Annotated in this window: 11 protein-coding genes; 8 read left to right on the forward strand and 3 right to left on the reverse strand. The window is 32.4% G+C overall.

Going from position 1 to position 15,049, the window contains the following annotated elements:
- Positions 1-119 precede the first annotated feature (119 nt).
- The 7 genes from IPN31_11310 (at position 120) to IPN31_11340 (ending at position 8,380) form a co-directional block, all read left to right on the forward strand.
- Positions 120-1,523, forward strand: a complete 1,404-nt coding sequence (locus IPN31_11310; protein MBK8682471.1) for a toll/interleukin-1 receptor domain-containing protein — start codon at positions 120-122, stop codon at positions 1,521-1,523.
- A gap of 11 nt (positions 1,524-1,534) precedes the next feature.
- On the forward strand, positions 1,535-4,264 hold the full coding sequence (locus IPN31_11315; protein ID MBK8682472.1) for a hypothetical protein: 2,730 nt from the start codon (positions 1,535-1,537) through the stop codon (positions 4,262-4,264).
- Between the two features lie 21 nt (positions 4,265-4,285).
- Positions 4,286-4,858 (forward strand): hypothetical protein, encoded by a 573-nt coding sequence (locus IPN31_11320; GenBank protein MBK8682473.1) that lies wholly within the window; start codon positions 4,286-4,288, stop codon positions 4,856-4,858.
- 10 nt (positions 4,859-4,868) lie between these two features.
- The gene (locus tag IPN31_11325) at positions 4,869-5,225 is read left to right on the forward strand and encodes a hypothetical protein (GenBank protein MBK8682474.1); all 357 of its coding nucleotides are present in this window, start codon (positions 4,869-4,871) and stop codon (positions 5,223-5,225) included.
- Positions 5,226-5,363: 138 nt separating this feature from the next.
- The gene (locus IPN31_11330) at positions 5,364-6,329 is read left to right on the forward strand and encodes an aspartyl protease family protein (GenBank protein ID MBK8682475.1); all 966 of its coding nucleotides are present in this window, start codon (positions 5,364-5,366) and stop codon (positions 6,327-6,329) included.
- Positions 6,326-7,795 carry a glycogen-binding domain-containing protein gene (locus tag IPN31_11335; GenBank protein ID MBK8682476.1) on the forward strand — a complete coding sequence of 490 codons (1,470 nt, stop codon included), beginning with the start codon at positions 6,326-6,328 and terminating at the stop codon, positions 7,793-7,795. Before IPN31_11330 ends, IPN31_11335 begins: the two co-directional genes overlap by 4 nt.
- Positions 7,796-7,807: 12 nt before the next feature.
- Positions 7,808-8,380, forward strand: coding sequence for a MarC family protein (locus IPN31_11340; GenBank protein MBK8682477.1), 573 nt, complete (start codon positions 7,808-7,810; stop codon positions 8,378-8,380).
- A 19-nt stretch (positions 8,381-8,399) separates the two neighbouring features.
- Here the strand turns inward: IPN31_11340 and IPN31_11345 are convergent, their stop codons facing one another.
- On the reverse strand, positions 8,400-9,674 hold the full coding sequence (locus IPN31_11345; GenBank protein ID MBK8682478.1) for a hypothetical protein: 1,275 nt from the start codon (positions 9,672-9,674) through the stop codon (positions 8,400-8,402).
- Between the two features lie 95 nt (positions 9,675-9,769).
- On the opposite strand from IPN31_11345, the gene IPN31_11350 reads away from it, so the two are divergent.
- Positions 9,770-10,513, forward strand: a complete 744-nt coding sequence (locus IPN31_11350) for a hypothetical protein (GenBank protein MBK8682479.1) — start codon at positions 9,770-9,772, stop codon at positions 10,511-10,513.
- Between the two features lie 56 nt (positions 10,514-10,569).
- Here the strand turns inward: IPN31_11350 and IPN31_11355 are convergent, their stop codons facing one another.
- Positions 10,570-11,907, reverse strand: a complete 1,338-nt coding sequence (locus IPN31_11355; GenBank protein MBK8682480.1) for a RagB/SusD family nutrient uptake outer membrane protein — start codon at positions 11,905-11,907, stop codon at positions 10,570-10,572.
- Between the two features lie 18 nt (positions 11,908-11,925).
- Entirely contained in the window at positions 11,926-14,997 is a 3,072-nt protein-coding gene (locus tag IPN31_11360) for a TonB-dependent receptor (protein ID MBK8682481.1), read from the reverse strand.
- Positions 14,998-15,049 lie beyond the last annotated feature (52 nt).

Raw genomic sequence — 15,049 nt, forward strand, 5'->3', positions numbered from 1 at the left:
TTCTTGTGCTTCCTTCTTATTTTTCTGCCCCAGCTTTTATTTATTTTGCTTAATTTTCGGTTAAAGGAATTGAATATCAATTTCAATTTCTGTATACATTCTTAATAAATATACCCTTGATGAATGATCAGTTTAACTGGAAATCTTTTGTTTATAATGTAAATAGTCGAGCTATTATTCCTATCATCGGCAATGATTTATCTTTTATAAAATTAAGTGCTGATAAATTTGAACCTCTTGAATCAAGTGAATTAATTAAGACGCAAGGCTCAATGGAAAATGGCAAATTGCGAATTAATCTTTATAAGTATTTATCTTTCAAACTATGGGATATCTTTTCTAAAGGCCCACTCACTTTCAAACCAAATATTAATTCGGTGACTTTGCATTTATTAGCAGAGAATATTTCTGAAAATGATATTAACCTCGCTATTAAAAATGAAATTAGCAACCTTACTATTGATGAAATTGATCTTGAACCTTTTATTCAACTTACACAGATTGGAGGTTTCGATTGTTTTATTAATGTGAATTACGACAACTTTCTGGAACTTGCATTTGAAAAAACAAGCAGACATATAAATAAGTCATTTAATTTCTCTATTCCATTTCCTTCCATTGATCCTAATGAACGCAAGGATGCCGCCATTCCAAAGATTTATAATTTGATGGGAAATATTACCGGTTATAATTTTGCAGTAACAGACGAACAATCACTGGAATATTTATATCTGCTTCAGGAAAACACTGAAACTATTGCAAAAGAATTATTCGATACGATATCCAGAAAAAATCTATTGCTAATTGGAAGCAGTTTCCCTGATTGGTTTATGCGATTTTTTATTCGCATCATTTCTAAAGAACGGTTTAAAAATGGCGTTAAAGCCAAATATGTTGCATGTGATTTTACTTTGCAGGATCCTGAATTAAAATATTTTTTAGAAAACAATGCTACCCGTGTTATTCCAATTGGCACAAACATTCCTTCGGATAGTTCTGAATTACATTATAATAATTCCATAGAGTTTATTAAAGAGATGCATGCACAATGCACGAAAAGTGCAGAGCACATAAGTACCGGCCCACAATTTAAAGAAGTAATATTTATAAGCTATAGCTGGTCGGATAAATTATTAGCCGAGACTTTTAGAAATGAAATGGAGAAAAACGGTCTGAATGTATTTTTTGATGATGATGAATTGAAAACTGGTGATCGGTATAATAATGTTATTAAAAATTATTTGAAGGACTGTGCATATTTTGTTCCTTTAATTTCACAAAATGCGATTGCGGATAAAAACAGATATGTGTATGATAAAGAATGGCGCAGTGCTATTGTTTTAGATGGATTTAAAGAGCAATCTTATATCCGCCCTTTTATAATTGATGACACTGCTGCTGCAGATCCAAGGATACCGGAGGAAATTAGAAAATTGAATATTGAAAAAATTTTAAATATGGATGACTTGCCAAAAGTTATTAGAAAATTTATTTCAGAAAATACTTTTACACCCATCGAATAAATAAAATCAAAATGCCTGAACCAACATTTGATAAAAATATAATTGAAAGCTTTGATCCCCAACGACCTTTTTTGGGTCTGAGATCTTTTGATGAAAAAAATAAATCACAATTCGGAGGACGGGATACAGAAATTAAAGATTTGTTTAATCTGGTTGACATTCATGGCTTAACAATAATTTTTGGCGAATCCGGAATTGGAAAAACTTCCCTTCTTAAGGCAGGATTAAATCCTGAACTTCAAAAAAACTTTTATCTACCCATGTATATTCGGATTGATTTCAATTCGGATAAAAATCCCTTGGAACAATTGAAAGAATTTGTTTACAATAAAATAAAAACATACGACTCAAATGTTCCTGATTGGAAACCTCAAACTCTGTGGGAATTTTTTCACTCGGTTAAAATTTTGGATGGCTTAATTACTCCTGTATTAATTCTGGATCAGTTTGAAGAATTATTTACTATTGGTTATGAAAACAGTAGAAATACTTTTCAATTTATCCAGGAACTTTCTGACTTAGCGGAGAATAGAGTACCACTATGTATTCAGGAAAAAATGAATACTACAAATGAAATTATGTCTTCCAATTATGGCGCAAGGCCTTATAGATTAGTAATAAGTTTACGTGAAGATTATCTTGCACAATTAGAAAGCTTGACGAATTTAAAATCTTCAATGCGCAACAGCCGATACAGAGTTTTGCAACTTACCACTAATCAAGCTCTTGATGCAGTATTAAAACCGGGAAAAGGATTAGTAGAAGAACAGGTTGCAATAGAAATTATAAAAAAATTACCCGGCATTACAGATCAGGATTTTCAAGAAATAACCACTGATATAGAAAATAATAAACGCATTCTTGTTGAACCGTTTTTATTAGGGCTTATCTGTTATCAGATCAATGAAAAAAGAATTGCATTAAATCAGAAAACAATCACCACTGACTTGGTGGCAGATTTTAAAATAGGTGATGTAATAAATAATTATTATAACGAAATAATTAAATCGTTTCCTCCCCACGTTGAAACAGGAATTGAAGAATCTTTACTAACAGAAAGTGGGTATAGAAAATTACAAGCGGAAGAAGAATTGCGCAATGAATATAAAATCAGCAATCAGGAAATAAATCAATTGATCACAAAACGCATTATCAGAAAGGAAATTCGGGACGGTGTGGAATATGTTGAATTATTACATGATATATTAGTACCTATCATAAAACAAAAACGAGAAATTCGATTTGCAGAGAAAAAGAAAAAAGAAAATGAACTTGCAATTGAAACTGCTGTAAATCAAGCAAGAGAACGTTCGATGGTGAAGTTAAAAAAAATTAGAATTGGCGTTGCAATTTTTGTTATTTTTCTTTTGACAGTAATAGCAATAACAATCTATTATGCCAATATCAGTGCAGAACAAAGTAAACGATTACGGTTACAACGCTATGCACAAAATTTATTGACGGTAAGCAAAACAACTTTGTTATACAATGGAGATAAAAATGCTGCGGCTTTTATTTCCGGAACTGCTTATCAGATATATAAAGAAAATGGTGGTGAAGATTTTAATCCATTTTATTCGGACTTATACAATATTATAAATTTTTCTAATTCAAATTTCAGTAAGCTCAATGATAATAGTATTGCCTTAAAAGCGCTTTTATTGCATGATAATAAATTGTTGGTTGCAGACAATGCAGGCTCGTTAGTTATTTTTAATTGGCCAAAAGTTTCTGATACTTTATCTTCTTATAAATTTCCGAAGAAGATAACACAACTTAAAATAAGCCCTGATAAATCAAAATATGCAGTGGCCGGTGTTATGGATTCCATTGCATTATTTAATACAACCAGTTTAAACAGACCTATCGCATATTTCGCAGCGCCAATATCCGGTAATGCAAAACAATGTGATTTTTTAAATGATGATCAATTAGTAATACTAAGCAACAGTAGTTTACGGAAATTTGTAATACCTCAGAAAACTATCCTGGATTGGAAACCTCGAAAAATTTATCGGTTTAATGATGGTAAAGAAGCCACACCTGATATTACTGTAAATTTTACAAATAATGATATTACATTTAACAATGCAGATAATAACTCACTTAAACTTGCCGGATTAAGTACTTTAGACAATACTATTATAGTAAGTTTTGATTACGGATTAATAATTATAAAAGAAGATTCTATCTTAGAAATAACTTCAGAAAAATTTGAAACCTTAACTCTGTTAACCGTGGATAATATAAATAAAAATATCTATGTCGGCGATGGGAAAGGCGGGATTTTTAAAATCTCTTTACTTAATTATTCGGTTGCTTCATTAATACTGGCACAAGCTGGAAGGCCAATGTCCATTGCATGCAGTAGCAATGGTAAATATATTGCTATGGCTGGAGGTGATGGCAATATTGGAATCTATGATATAGGTAATGAGCTCATAAATAATTATCCGATTGTGCAATATAGAATGTATTCAAAAGGCACAATCCCCTTTGCTTTATGTTTTGACGAATCCAATAAATTTTTAGTAAGCGGATATAATGATGGAAAACTTTTGATATGGCCAACAGATGTAGTTGGTCTTGTAAGGGCAGTAAATGAAATAACAGGTTTAAATGAAATTTCGAATTTAGATACCTGGAATAAATACGTGACTAAAGAATTTACTGAGAATCTTTTGGGTTATACAATCACAAATGATTTTCTTAAAAAATATGAGTTAAAACATATCAACTAAGTAAAACTAAATTTGAAACAAATGAAAAATATTACACTTATACTTATATTAAAGTCCTGCTTCATTATGTTACTTTGTTGTAGTAGTATACACATTGTAGCACAAGATTGTGAATCCACATTAATTGAAAATAATAAAACACCACTGCTGAATAAATCCCCAGAAACAATTTTAACTTATGAGAAATGTTTGAATACTTTTTTCACTGATTATAAAGCCATGTTGAGCGAACTTGAAACTGTAAATGATAAAATTGCAATAGATGAAAATAATCTAAAGCCTAAAATCCAGGACTCTATCAAAATGGCAGATGAATTAGAACAGATTACAACAGGATCTGATTCAGGCACCAACGCTTCTTCAAATGAAATAAAGAAAAAACAAGATAAATTAAAAAAGTTGAAAGAAGAAATTTCAAAAATGGAAGTAGAGTTAGCATCTAAAAATAAGTTAAAGCAACAATTGGAAACTGATTCTAAAAATTCCAAAACATTACTCACCGCCTCATACAAAATAATTATATCCTATTACGATGATACAAATGATGAAGCCAAAGTAAATGAATATAAAAACATACAAAATTCACTTAGATAAAATCACAATAATGAAAAAAATTACTTTCACTTTTTTACTTTTTACAATAGCATGTGTTTTTGCAAAAAATGCAAATGCCCAAGATTGTACCACAGCCTTTAATGATGCTTTAAATTATTATTATGCAGGTCAGTTTGACTACATCTACCCTACTTTAGCCAATTGCCTTGAAAACGAACGAGAATATCTTATTAAAAATGAAGACCTTACTTTTAAAATTTATAAATTGCTAATGCAATCATACAGCAATATCAATATGGATGAAGAGTCAGATAGAATGTTCAACGATTTGGAATCCTTGCTTGGAGGGAAGACAGGTTATTCGAGTAAAGATTTATACAAACGTCTAAGTGAAATTCGCTATTGATAAATCCAGAATGACATCTGATAATTTAGAATTTTGTAGAAATAATTTTCTTGTAATTCACTCACATTTTATAGATAAAGAAATTAAATTTATTACAATCCTTTGTAACTCATTATAAATTTGAAGCGCCAAACAAATATGCGCAAAGTAACAATTCACTTTTTACTATTTTTATTTTCTTTAAATGCACTCTTTGCGGCGCATGAAATTTCTATTCGTTCAGAACCCATATTTCCTGAGACAGAAGGTGATTGGCTCCAATTAACCATACCATTAAAAAGAGTGGGTAATTTATTTTTATTGGAGGCAAAAGTGGATAGCATTGAAGGGAATTTTATTTTAGATACCGGCGCACCTAATCTTGTATTAAATCAAACTTATTTCCGCAATGCAAAAATTAGTGATGGAACTACCGCATCCGGTATTGGGAGCAGCAATAATAATATTAAGCGATTGACTACAGATTCATTAACCATTGGAGATTTGGTTTTTAAAAATATTACAGCAGATGTAATTCCTCTTGGTCATCTTGAAAACATGAGAGGCATTAAAGTAATTGGTTTAATAGGTGCTGGATTATTCTATAATTTAGAAATAGAAATTGATGCCAATAATAGTGTGTTGATTATATATAAAATCGACAAACAAGGAAATAGAATAGTCATCAACGAAAACACACCGATATTAATACCAGACATACTTTTACCTCTGCAATTATTTAATAATGTACTTCTGATAGATGGAAAAATAAATGGCAAAAAATTAAAATTTGTTTTTGATTCAGGTGCCGAAGTAAATGTACTCGACTATAATGTTCATGATAAGGTTTTGGAATTCTTTAGTTTAACCACCCGAAAAATAATTAGTGGTTCTACTAACACTAAGATTGAAGTATTAAATGGGGAAATCAGGGAACTGGAAATAGGCACAATACTTTTTAAAAATATACCATTTGTTGTTTCTGACCTCAGCAATTTACAATTAGCTTACGGATTGAATATAGATGGCATATTGGGTTATGAAATAATTGCAAAAGGTAAAATCGTAATTAACCTGAAACGGAAATTATTTATCATGTACTTTTATAAGGAGGACGATCAATGAAGAAATTAATTACATATAGTTTATTATTTATGGCTTGTGTTTTTCCAGCGTTGAATGCCTATGCACAATTATATAAAAATGTATTTACCCATACAGATTCAATGACCTACATTCATCTGGATAAATCACGTAAGAAAGAATACAAAAATCTATTGCTGTATTTTAATATGCATGATGATAGTTTATTTAATTATGATAATATAGGACAGACTCTTAAAAATGATGGTTGGCTTTTGGTAAAAAAGGAAAAGAAAAAAGTGTTGATAGGAAAGTCAACTAGTGGAAATATTTCTGATTTCGATTGGTTGGGTAGCCCTGTATTTATTAATAATGCGGATCAACAAATGGCTTATGGGCAACCGGGCACTCCTGGATTTCCTGCTGCTGTTAATTACGGTATAAATCATTTTAAAAACAAACCCACTGCTTACAAAAATGCGGAAGGTAAATCTGTCTTTATTTTAAAAGATGAGGAACAAGCTCAGCAAGTATTCATCAGTGGTAATTTTAATTTGTGGAGTACTGCACAAGATGCAATGCACAAAACAGATTCCGGATGGGTGATAATTTTAGATTTACCTCCAGGAAAATATTTATATAAATTTATTGTAGATGGTAAATGGCAAAATGATCCAAATAATGTATTAAAAGAAAGCGATGGTTTTGAAAGTTATAACAGCACCTATTTTTGCTACAATTACACTTGGGATATTCCCAGATTTAATAATGCAAAAAAAGTAATACTTTCTGGAAGCTTTAATAATTGGAACGAGAAAGAAATGCAGATGTATAAAGTTAACAATGGTTGGAAATTGGATATGTATCTGCATGAAGGTTCTTATACTTATAAATTTATTGTGGATGGCGAATGGTTTGTTGATCCCGATAATGCAGAAGTAGTGGAAGATGGAGATGGCAATTTCAATTCCCTTCTCAGCTTTGGCAAACCACATAAATTTGAATTAACCGGTTTTACAAATGCAAAACAAGTAGTTCTTGCGGGCTCTTTTAATGATTGGAATTCATCTGAATTAGAAATGAATAAAACAGAATTTGGCTGGCAAATAAATTATGTATTAGGTCCTGGAATTTATTCCTATCGCTTTGTGGTGGATGGAAACTGGATGCCCGATCCTGCCAATACATTTACAGAAAACAATACAGGTTATTTGAATTCGGTAGTTATAATTGAACCAAATTATGTTTTTAAACTTAAAGGTTATACAGATTTACAGCAAGCATTTATCACTGGAAATTTTAATGGTTGGTCTGAGCCAGGCTTTCCTATGCAAAAGGTAACTGACGGATGGGAATTTCCAATACACCTTTCACCGGGGAAATATATTTATAAATTTGTGGTAGATGGTAAATGGATTTTAGATCCTGAAAATCCGCTCTATGAAAACAATGATTATAATACTGGAAATTCTGTATTATGGATTGAACAAGATTACATGAACAAATAAAAATAACACACATTGAACCTTTCAATAAATGATATTATTACAATCACATTTACTCTGTTTGCAATTATTGATGTAATTGGAAGTTTGCCGGCCATCATCAATGTAAAATCGAAAATCAATGATTTTAAACCACTATCAACAACTCTATTTACCGGCTTTTTAATGATTGCATTTTTACTTGCAGGAAATACCTTTTTAAATTTAATTGGTATTGATGTAAGCTCATTTGCAGTAGCAGGTTCTATCGTAATTTTTATAATTGGTATTGAAATGATTTTGGGTATTAATCTTTTTAAGACAAGTCCCGAAGCACAAAAAGCAGGAAGTCTTGTTCCTATCGGTTTTCCATTACTCGCAGGTTCCGGAACGCTTACCAGTTTAATTTCTTTACGAGCAATTTATTCCATTTATAATATACTGATCGGAGTAGCTATAAATTTAATATTAATCTATATCGTACTTCGCAGCACAGGATGGATTGAAAGAAAAATTGGACCTGCAGGATTAGAAGTAATTAAAAAATTCTTCGGTGTAATTCTGATTGCAATTGCGGTTAAAATATTCCGTACAAATCTGAATGTTTAAATAAAAAATGCTTTTATTGTTATAGTTGGTTTCTACTCATTGAACTCAACTGTACTAATGAGCCGGTCGTATAATCAAATTGATAGAATTCTTTATCGGTAACCACTATTAATAATCCATTAAGAGGTATTACATCAATTGGATTTTGCAATGCAACTGTTTGCAATAAAATAATATTTTGCGAATCGCTGACATCATACATTTCCAAGCCATCCGGTCCATCACATACAAACAGTAAATCTCCATCAATGCCTAAACCAAATGGGTTAGTCATATCATAACTTTTTATAAGTTTTGGAGCAGCCATATCAGATACATCAATAATATCTAACTGATTTGTAAATCCGTTACAAGTATTTCCCGAACGTAAAGTTGAATATGCAATATCATTGGAAACAACCACAGGATCACACACATAGCTATGTACAAATTGAGTGAGATAAGTGGGCGCTGTCGGGTTTGTATTATCATAAATATAAACTCCGTCTTTAGAGCCAATAAACAGATAATCTTCATAAGGAAAAATTGTTTCAATAGATCCACTCATTTGAATTGCATTTCCCTGAACCGGTGACTCCGGTGAACTCACATTAAACAATTGCATATCGTTATTTGTAAGACAATATAAATAAGATTCTACAAGTGCAAATTTTGCAGTTGAACCTGCAATACCATTTCCCGGAGAGTTAACTGAACTTCCAAATGTGGAGCCGTCAAACTGAACGCCAATTGATTCGTTTCCAAAAAATATTGTAGAATTATTAGCGCAATCTCCTTTAACTACAGTATCTCTTTCCACCCAATTCACTATTACCCCTTTTGCAGGATCGTAGTTAAAGCCACTTCCATAATTCCTGTTTGGAAAAACTTCTGTAAACCTTTTAACCTCTGTTATATTAGAAACATTACTGATATCAATTGCAACTAAATCAATATAACTATCTGCATATAATATATTTCCTTTTATAGCAATATCCACGTTGCCCGGAATATTTATAAACGCAATATTTTGTGGTGATAAGGGATTGGAATTATCAATTACATGTATTCCCAGATCTATTTCATTCACATACAAGTAAGGATATTTAAAATAGATTTTTCCTGTTTCTTTTAATGGCACAGGCGGCATGGATTTTATGGAAGCACGCAAGCCTTCATACGACATATACACAGGAGTAAATAATTTATAATAAGATGTTTTTTCACAACTTTCTTTCAGGCAAGAAGAGAAGCTACACCATACTATTAAAGTGAGAATAAATGGGAATGTGGAGAATATAGATTTCGTTTTCATATCAATTACTATTTGCAATAAATGTATAAATAAATTTTCTAAATGTAATTTTAAACTGCAAATTCACTTTTTAATCTTTGAATTATTACAATAATATGCATAAAGTATTTCAATTTCTTATACTGCTCTGCTTTTGGAATCCACTTACTGTTATTGGTCAAACCAATGACTTAGAAGATGTGATATATCTGTATGATGGAGGTATTTGGCGTGGAGAAATACTTGAAAGGGATTCTACAAATTCATATAATGTAAAAATAAAAATTGCAGGCGGCAGTGTTGTTGTTATAAAATCAGAAACTGTTAAAAAAATTACTCAGGAAAAGAAGTTGGCAAATACTTATTATTTAAACACTTCGCACTATTATAATTTTACAAGTATCGGTGTTTTAATTGGTGACAATACTTATAGCAATACCCCTGTCGGGCCTTCCTTTGAAATGGCAAATGGGTACCGCTGGAATAGTGGAATTTTAACGGGGGTAAATGTTGCATTAGAATATATTGATGTGAATTTTATACAGTTTGCTACAGATGTCCGATATGATTTTACAAAAGAAAAGATAACACCTTTCGCTTATGCAAATGGAGGTATCAATATTCCTCTTGCACAGAATGTGTCAAATATATTTAGCGACATAAATTATAATGCGGGAGCTACTGCGGGCGGTGGTGTTGGTATTCGAGCCCGATCTAAAGAAAACACTATTTGTTTTATATGGAGTCTTGGATATAAAGTAAATACTTTTTCAATAACAGAAATTCTTTCTAATGACCGTCGGGAAGTTTCTAAATACACTTTTCAAAAACTCAATATGCGTATTGGATTTGCATTTTAAAACAAACAAACTTATTATTACCAAATAGCTGTTGCAAAATTATATTTTGAAAAAAATCAATACCCCGGATTCTGAGTTAAATTAGAATTCACATCCATTTCACTTTGCGGAATAGGATATATCATCTTATCACTGTTCCATGGTGTTGTTCCAATATCAATATGCAATCGTTTATTATCAAACACTTTAAAACCTTCATGCGCAAGTTCTAATCTGCGTTCTAATAATATATCATCTAAGGTTACCACAAGTGCTGTATCTAAACCTGCACGTGTGTGAATTGTATTGTAATCATTCAGTGGTGTGTCTCCTATTTCAGTGCTTAATCTATGATTGCATTCTGCACGAATTAAAAACATTTCTGCCAGACGAATAGCGCCGATATTTCCGAATCTATTATTCCATTTTCCTGAACGCCATGCACTTGACGATAAAGTAAACAGTGCTTTTCTCGTATCTAAATCATTATATAAATCGAGATGTGCTGTTTCAATTTCTATATCTCCTCTACCGCCATTTGTAGTAATTGCAAAATAAGTATTCATATTATTTATACCTTCCTGATCACTAATTTGAATACTAAAGATATCTTCATCAGTTGCCGCATCTTGATTAAAACAATCTGCATAATTTTCTAACAGATCAAATTTATTTGTACTGATAACTTTGTCTGCAGCATCCCTAGCATTTGCAAAATCACCCTGTTGCAAATACACTCTTGATAAAATTGCATCTGCAACATTTTTATTTGCATATACTCCATTCGTTAAAGGCAAAAAACTTTCAGCAGTAGTTAAGTCTAAAATTATTTGAGCATACACTTCTTCCACCGAATTGCGAGTTACAAAATCCGATTCATCAAAGTTTGTTGTAGGTGTTAAAACAAGTGGTACACCGGGTTGAATATTTATTATTCCTGTTTCATATTGTTGACCAAAATTTTGTATCAACATAAAATAACACCATGCACGCAAGCACCTTGCTTCTCCTTCCACTTTATTTCTATCTGCTGCTTCCACTACATCCAATGCAGATAATACATTATTGCAAGAATTAATACATTCGTACGCATCCGACCACAGGTTTAAAACATCAAAATTCGCAGTAAGAATATTACGATTAAATATTTCTGCCGGCTCTATAAAAGTACCTACCCAAAGTATTTCGCCAAAGCCTGCATATAATTCTGCATTGCGCAATACGTCTCCGCCATACAATCCATCTGCACCAAAACGAGTATAAGCACCAAGTAATACTTGTTTTACACTTTCATCAGTACTCAGTGCTGCATCATTATCCAGACTTTGAGCCGGCGAAAGATCTAAAATGTTTTTACAACTGCTGGTAACAAGAATTAAAGCAGTTAGAATATGTAGTATATATATTTTTTTCATAGTGTTATTTTGTAATTATTATAATTCGATGCTAATTCCAAATACAAGAGTTTTTGGTTGAGGTGCGCTATAAAAATCAATTCCAAAAAACATGTTGTCTGTAAAAGAATCTGCGCTAACTTCCGGATCCCATCCTTCGTAATTTGTAATAGTTAATAAATTATATCCGGACACATATAATCTTAAATTTGAGAGATTAATATTACTCATCATTGTGCGTGGAAAAGTGTAGCTGAATGTCATGGTTTTTAAACGCAAATAAGAACCATCAGAAATATATCTACTACTTCTACTCTGAGAACCATTTACAATCAGTAAACGATTTTCTGGCACATTCGTATCATCTCCAGGTTGCGACCATGAATCTAATTGATCAGAAGTTTGATTATCGTAAGCCGCAGCATTTGAGGTAGTAAAAGTACCTCCGGATAAATTCACATCATTACCATACACAGATTGAAATAAAAAATCCAATCCAAATCCTTTATAATAAAATGAGTTACTAAATCCGGCAATAAAATCCGGATTGGGATCGCCGATAAATACGTAATTCGCTTCATTAAAATCATTGGTAGTTGCATTACTTCCATCTTCAGCATTAACATAGAATAAAGCATCGCCATTTTCAGGATCAACACCAGCATATTCAGCTCCATAAAATACACCGAGTGGCTGGCCAACTTGCACCACATTCATAAATCCGGATCCACCAAAGTCAATAATATCTTGTCCTTCTGCCAGTGAAGTAATCGTGTTTTTATTCGCCGCAAAATTTATACTTGCATTCCACTTCAAAGAATTCACAAGTATATCTCCATTTATCATCAATTCAATTCCTTTATTTTCTAAGGAACCTACATTTTGATAAATACTTGCAAAACCTGTTGTAGTTGGAATAGGTACGGCCAAAAGTAAATCAGTAGTACTCTTAATATAATAGTCAATTTCGCCATTCAATCTATCTCTGAAAAAACCAAAATCCACACCGATATCAAATTGCCCGGTACGCTCCCAAGTAAGATTTGGATTTGCAATAGTTATTGGCTGCAGTGATGATTCACCATTATATGAAGCTACATCATATAAGCCCAAATAATTAAAATTTCCAATACCTGCATTTCCGGTTATACCATAACTTGCTCTCACCTTTAAGAAGCTGATAACTTCATTGCGAATTAAAAAATCTTCTCTTGACAAAATCCATCCTGCGGAAGCGGCGGGAAAAAATCCATATTTATTTTCAGCACCAAATCTGGATGAACCATCCATGCGTCCGGTAAGCGTGAATAAATATTTTTGATCAATATCATAAACTACTCTTCCGAAATAAGAAAGGAAACGATAATAATCAATAACTGAAGATCCGAAAGTTATAGTTGCAGCGCTTGCAAGTGTTTGCAATTTATCATTTGGAAAACCCTCGCCTGCCACTTGCTGCCAGTTTTCATTGTAGGATTGAAATTCAGTTCCCGCCGTAATATTCAAATTGTGTTTCTCCTTTAATGCTTTAGTATACACCATAAATAGTTTGGTATTAATATTTTCGACAAGATTCGAAAAACTTTGTCCATATCCATCCGAAGCAAGGCCTAATGAAGTTTTCTGACCGCTGTATAAACTTTGCGATAGGTTTGTAATATCACCACCTAATTCACCACGCAATTTTAAGCCGGGAATAAATTCATATTCAGCAAAAAGATTTGCAATAGTTCTATAGGTAATAATTTCAGAAACGGTATTATCCACTTCAATTAATCCATTATAATATAATGTAGTTGGTCTGTCGTAATATTCACCTGTTGTATCCTTTGGCGGAGTAATAGGTTGCAGAGCTACTAATTGCATTGGGTTTGCAAATGCATTATCATCGGGAACATCATTATTGCTTCCACGACTTAAACTAAGTGATAAACCGGTGTTCAATTTTTCAGTAAGCTGTGCATCTAAATTTAATGTTGCAGATAAACGATCACCACTATTGCGCAACAAAATTCCTTGCTGACGTGAGTATCCATAACTTGTATAATACCTCAACTTATCTGTTCCACCTGAAGCAGCAACACTGAGCATATTGGAATTGGCTTTTTGAAATGCAAGCGCTTGCCAATCGGTATTCGTTTCATTTGTTTCCCAATCACTCCATCCTGCATTGCGATCCAACTGTTTATCTAATTTATTTAAATAAGCATTAATAGCTGCTTCCTCAGTTGCATATCCACTTAAATTATTTGCAAAATCATAAATTCCACCATTAATCGCTGCCTCAGTAAAATAGTCAACATATTCTTCAGCATTCATAAAATCACGCAGCCGTGTTGGCTTACTAAATCCCTGTTGATAATCAACAGTAATTTTTGCGTTACCTGCTTTACCACGTTTGGTAGTAATTATTATAACGCCATTAGCACCTCTTGAGCCATACATAGCTGAAGCCGATGCATCCTTTAATATTTCTACCGATTCCACATTATTAAAATCAATATCATTTAAAGGATTTAATCTGATACTGAAACCATCATTAACCGGTGATGTATTAATAGGAATACCATCCACTACATATAAAGGATCACTATTCGCATTAATAGAACTTGCACCACGAATACGAATACGCATTCCACTTCCTATTTTTCCATTATTAGCTTCTATAAAAACCCCGGCTGCTTTTCCTTGCAATGTCTGTTCAATTGTACTCACCGGAGTCAATGCAATATCTTCAGATTTCACAGAACTTACACTGCCTGTTACGTTTGCTTTTATTTCTGTTCCATAACCCATCACCACCAACTCATCTAATACCTGTTGCGAAATATTCATGGTCAAATTCATTTCATTGGATGCACCTAATGGAATCGTTTGAGTTTCATAACCCACAAAAGAAAAAATTAAATTACCGGGTGCATCCGGTACAGTAATAATATACTTTCCATTTATGTCGCTCACCGTTGCAGTTGATGAACCTTGTAGCAATATAGTTACCCCGAGCAGGGTTTCATTATCCACTCCGATAATTGTTCCTGTAATTATCCTGTCTTGTGCAAACAGTTGGAGTGTAAATAAAATCAAGGAACAAGTAAGTAAAGTTTTAATCATACAATCAGGTTTAAAAGTTCGGAGATAAATGTAATCCAATTATTAAAAATAA

It is taken from the genome of Bacteroidota bacterium (assembly GCA_016715425.1).
GTDB lineage: Bacteria > Bacteroidota > Bacteroidia > Chitinophagales > BACL12 > JADKAC01.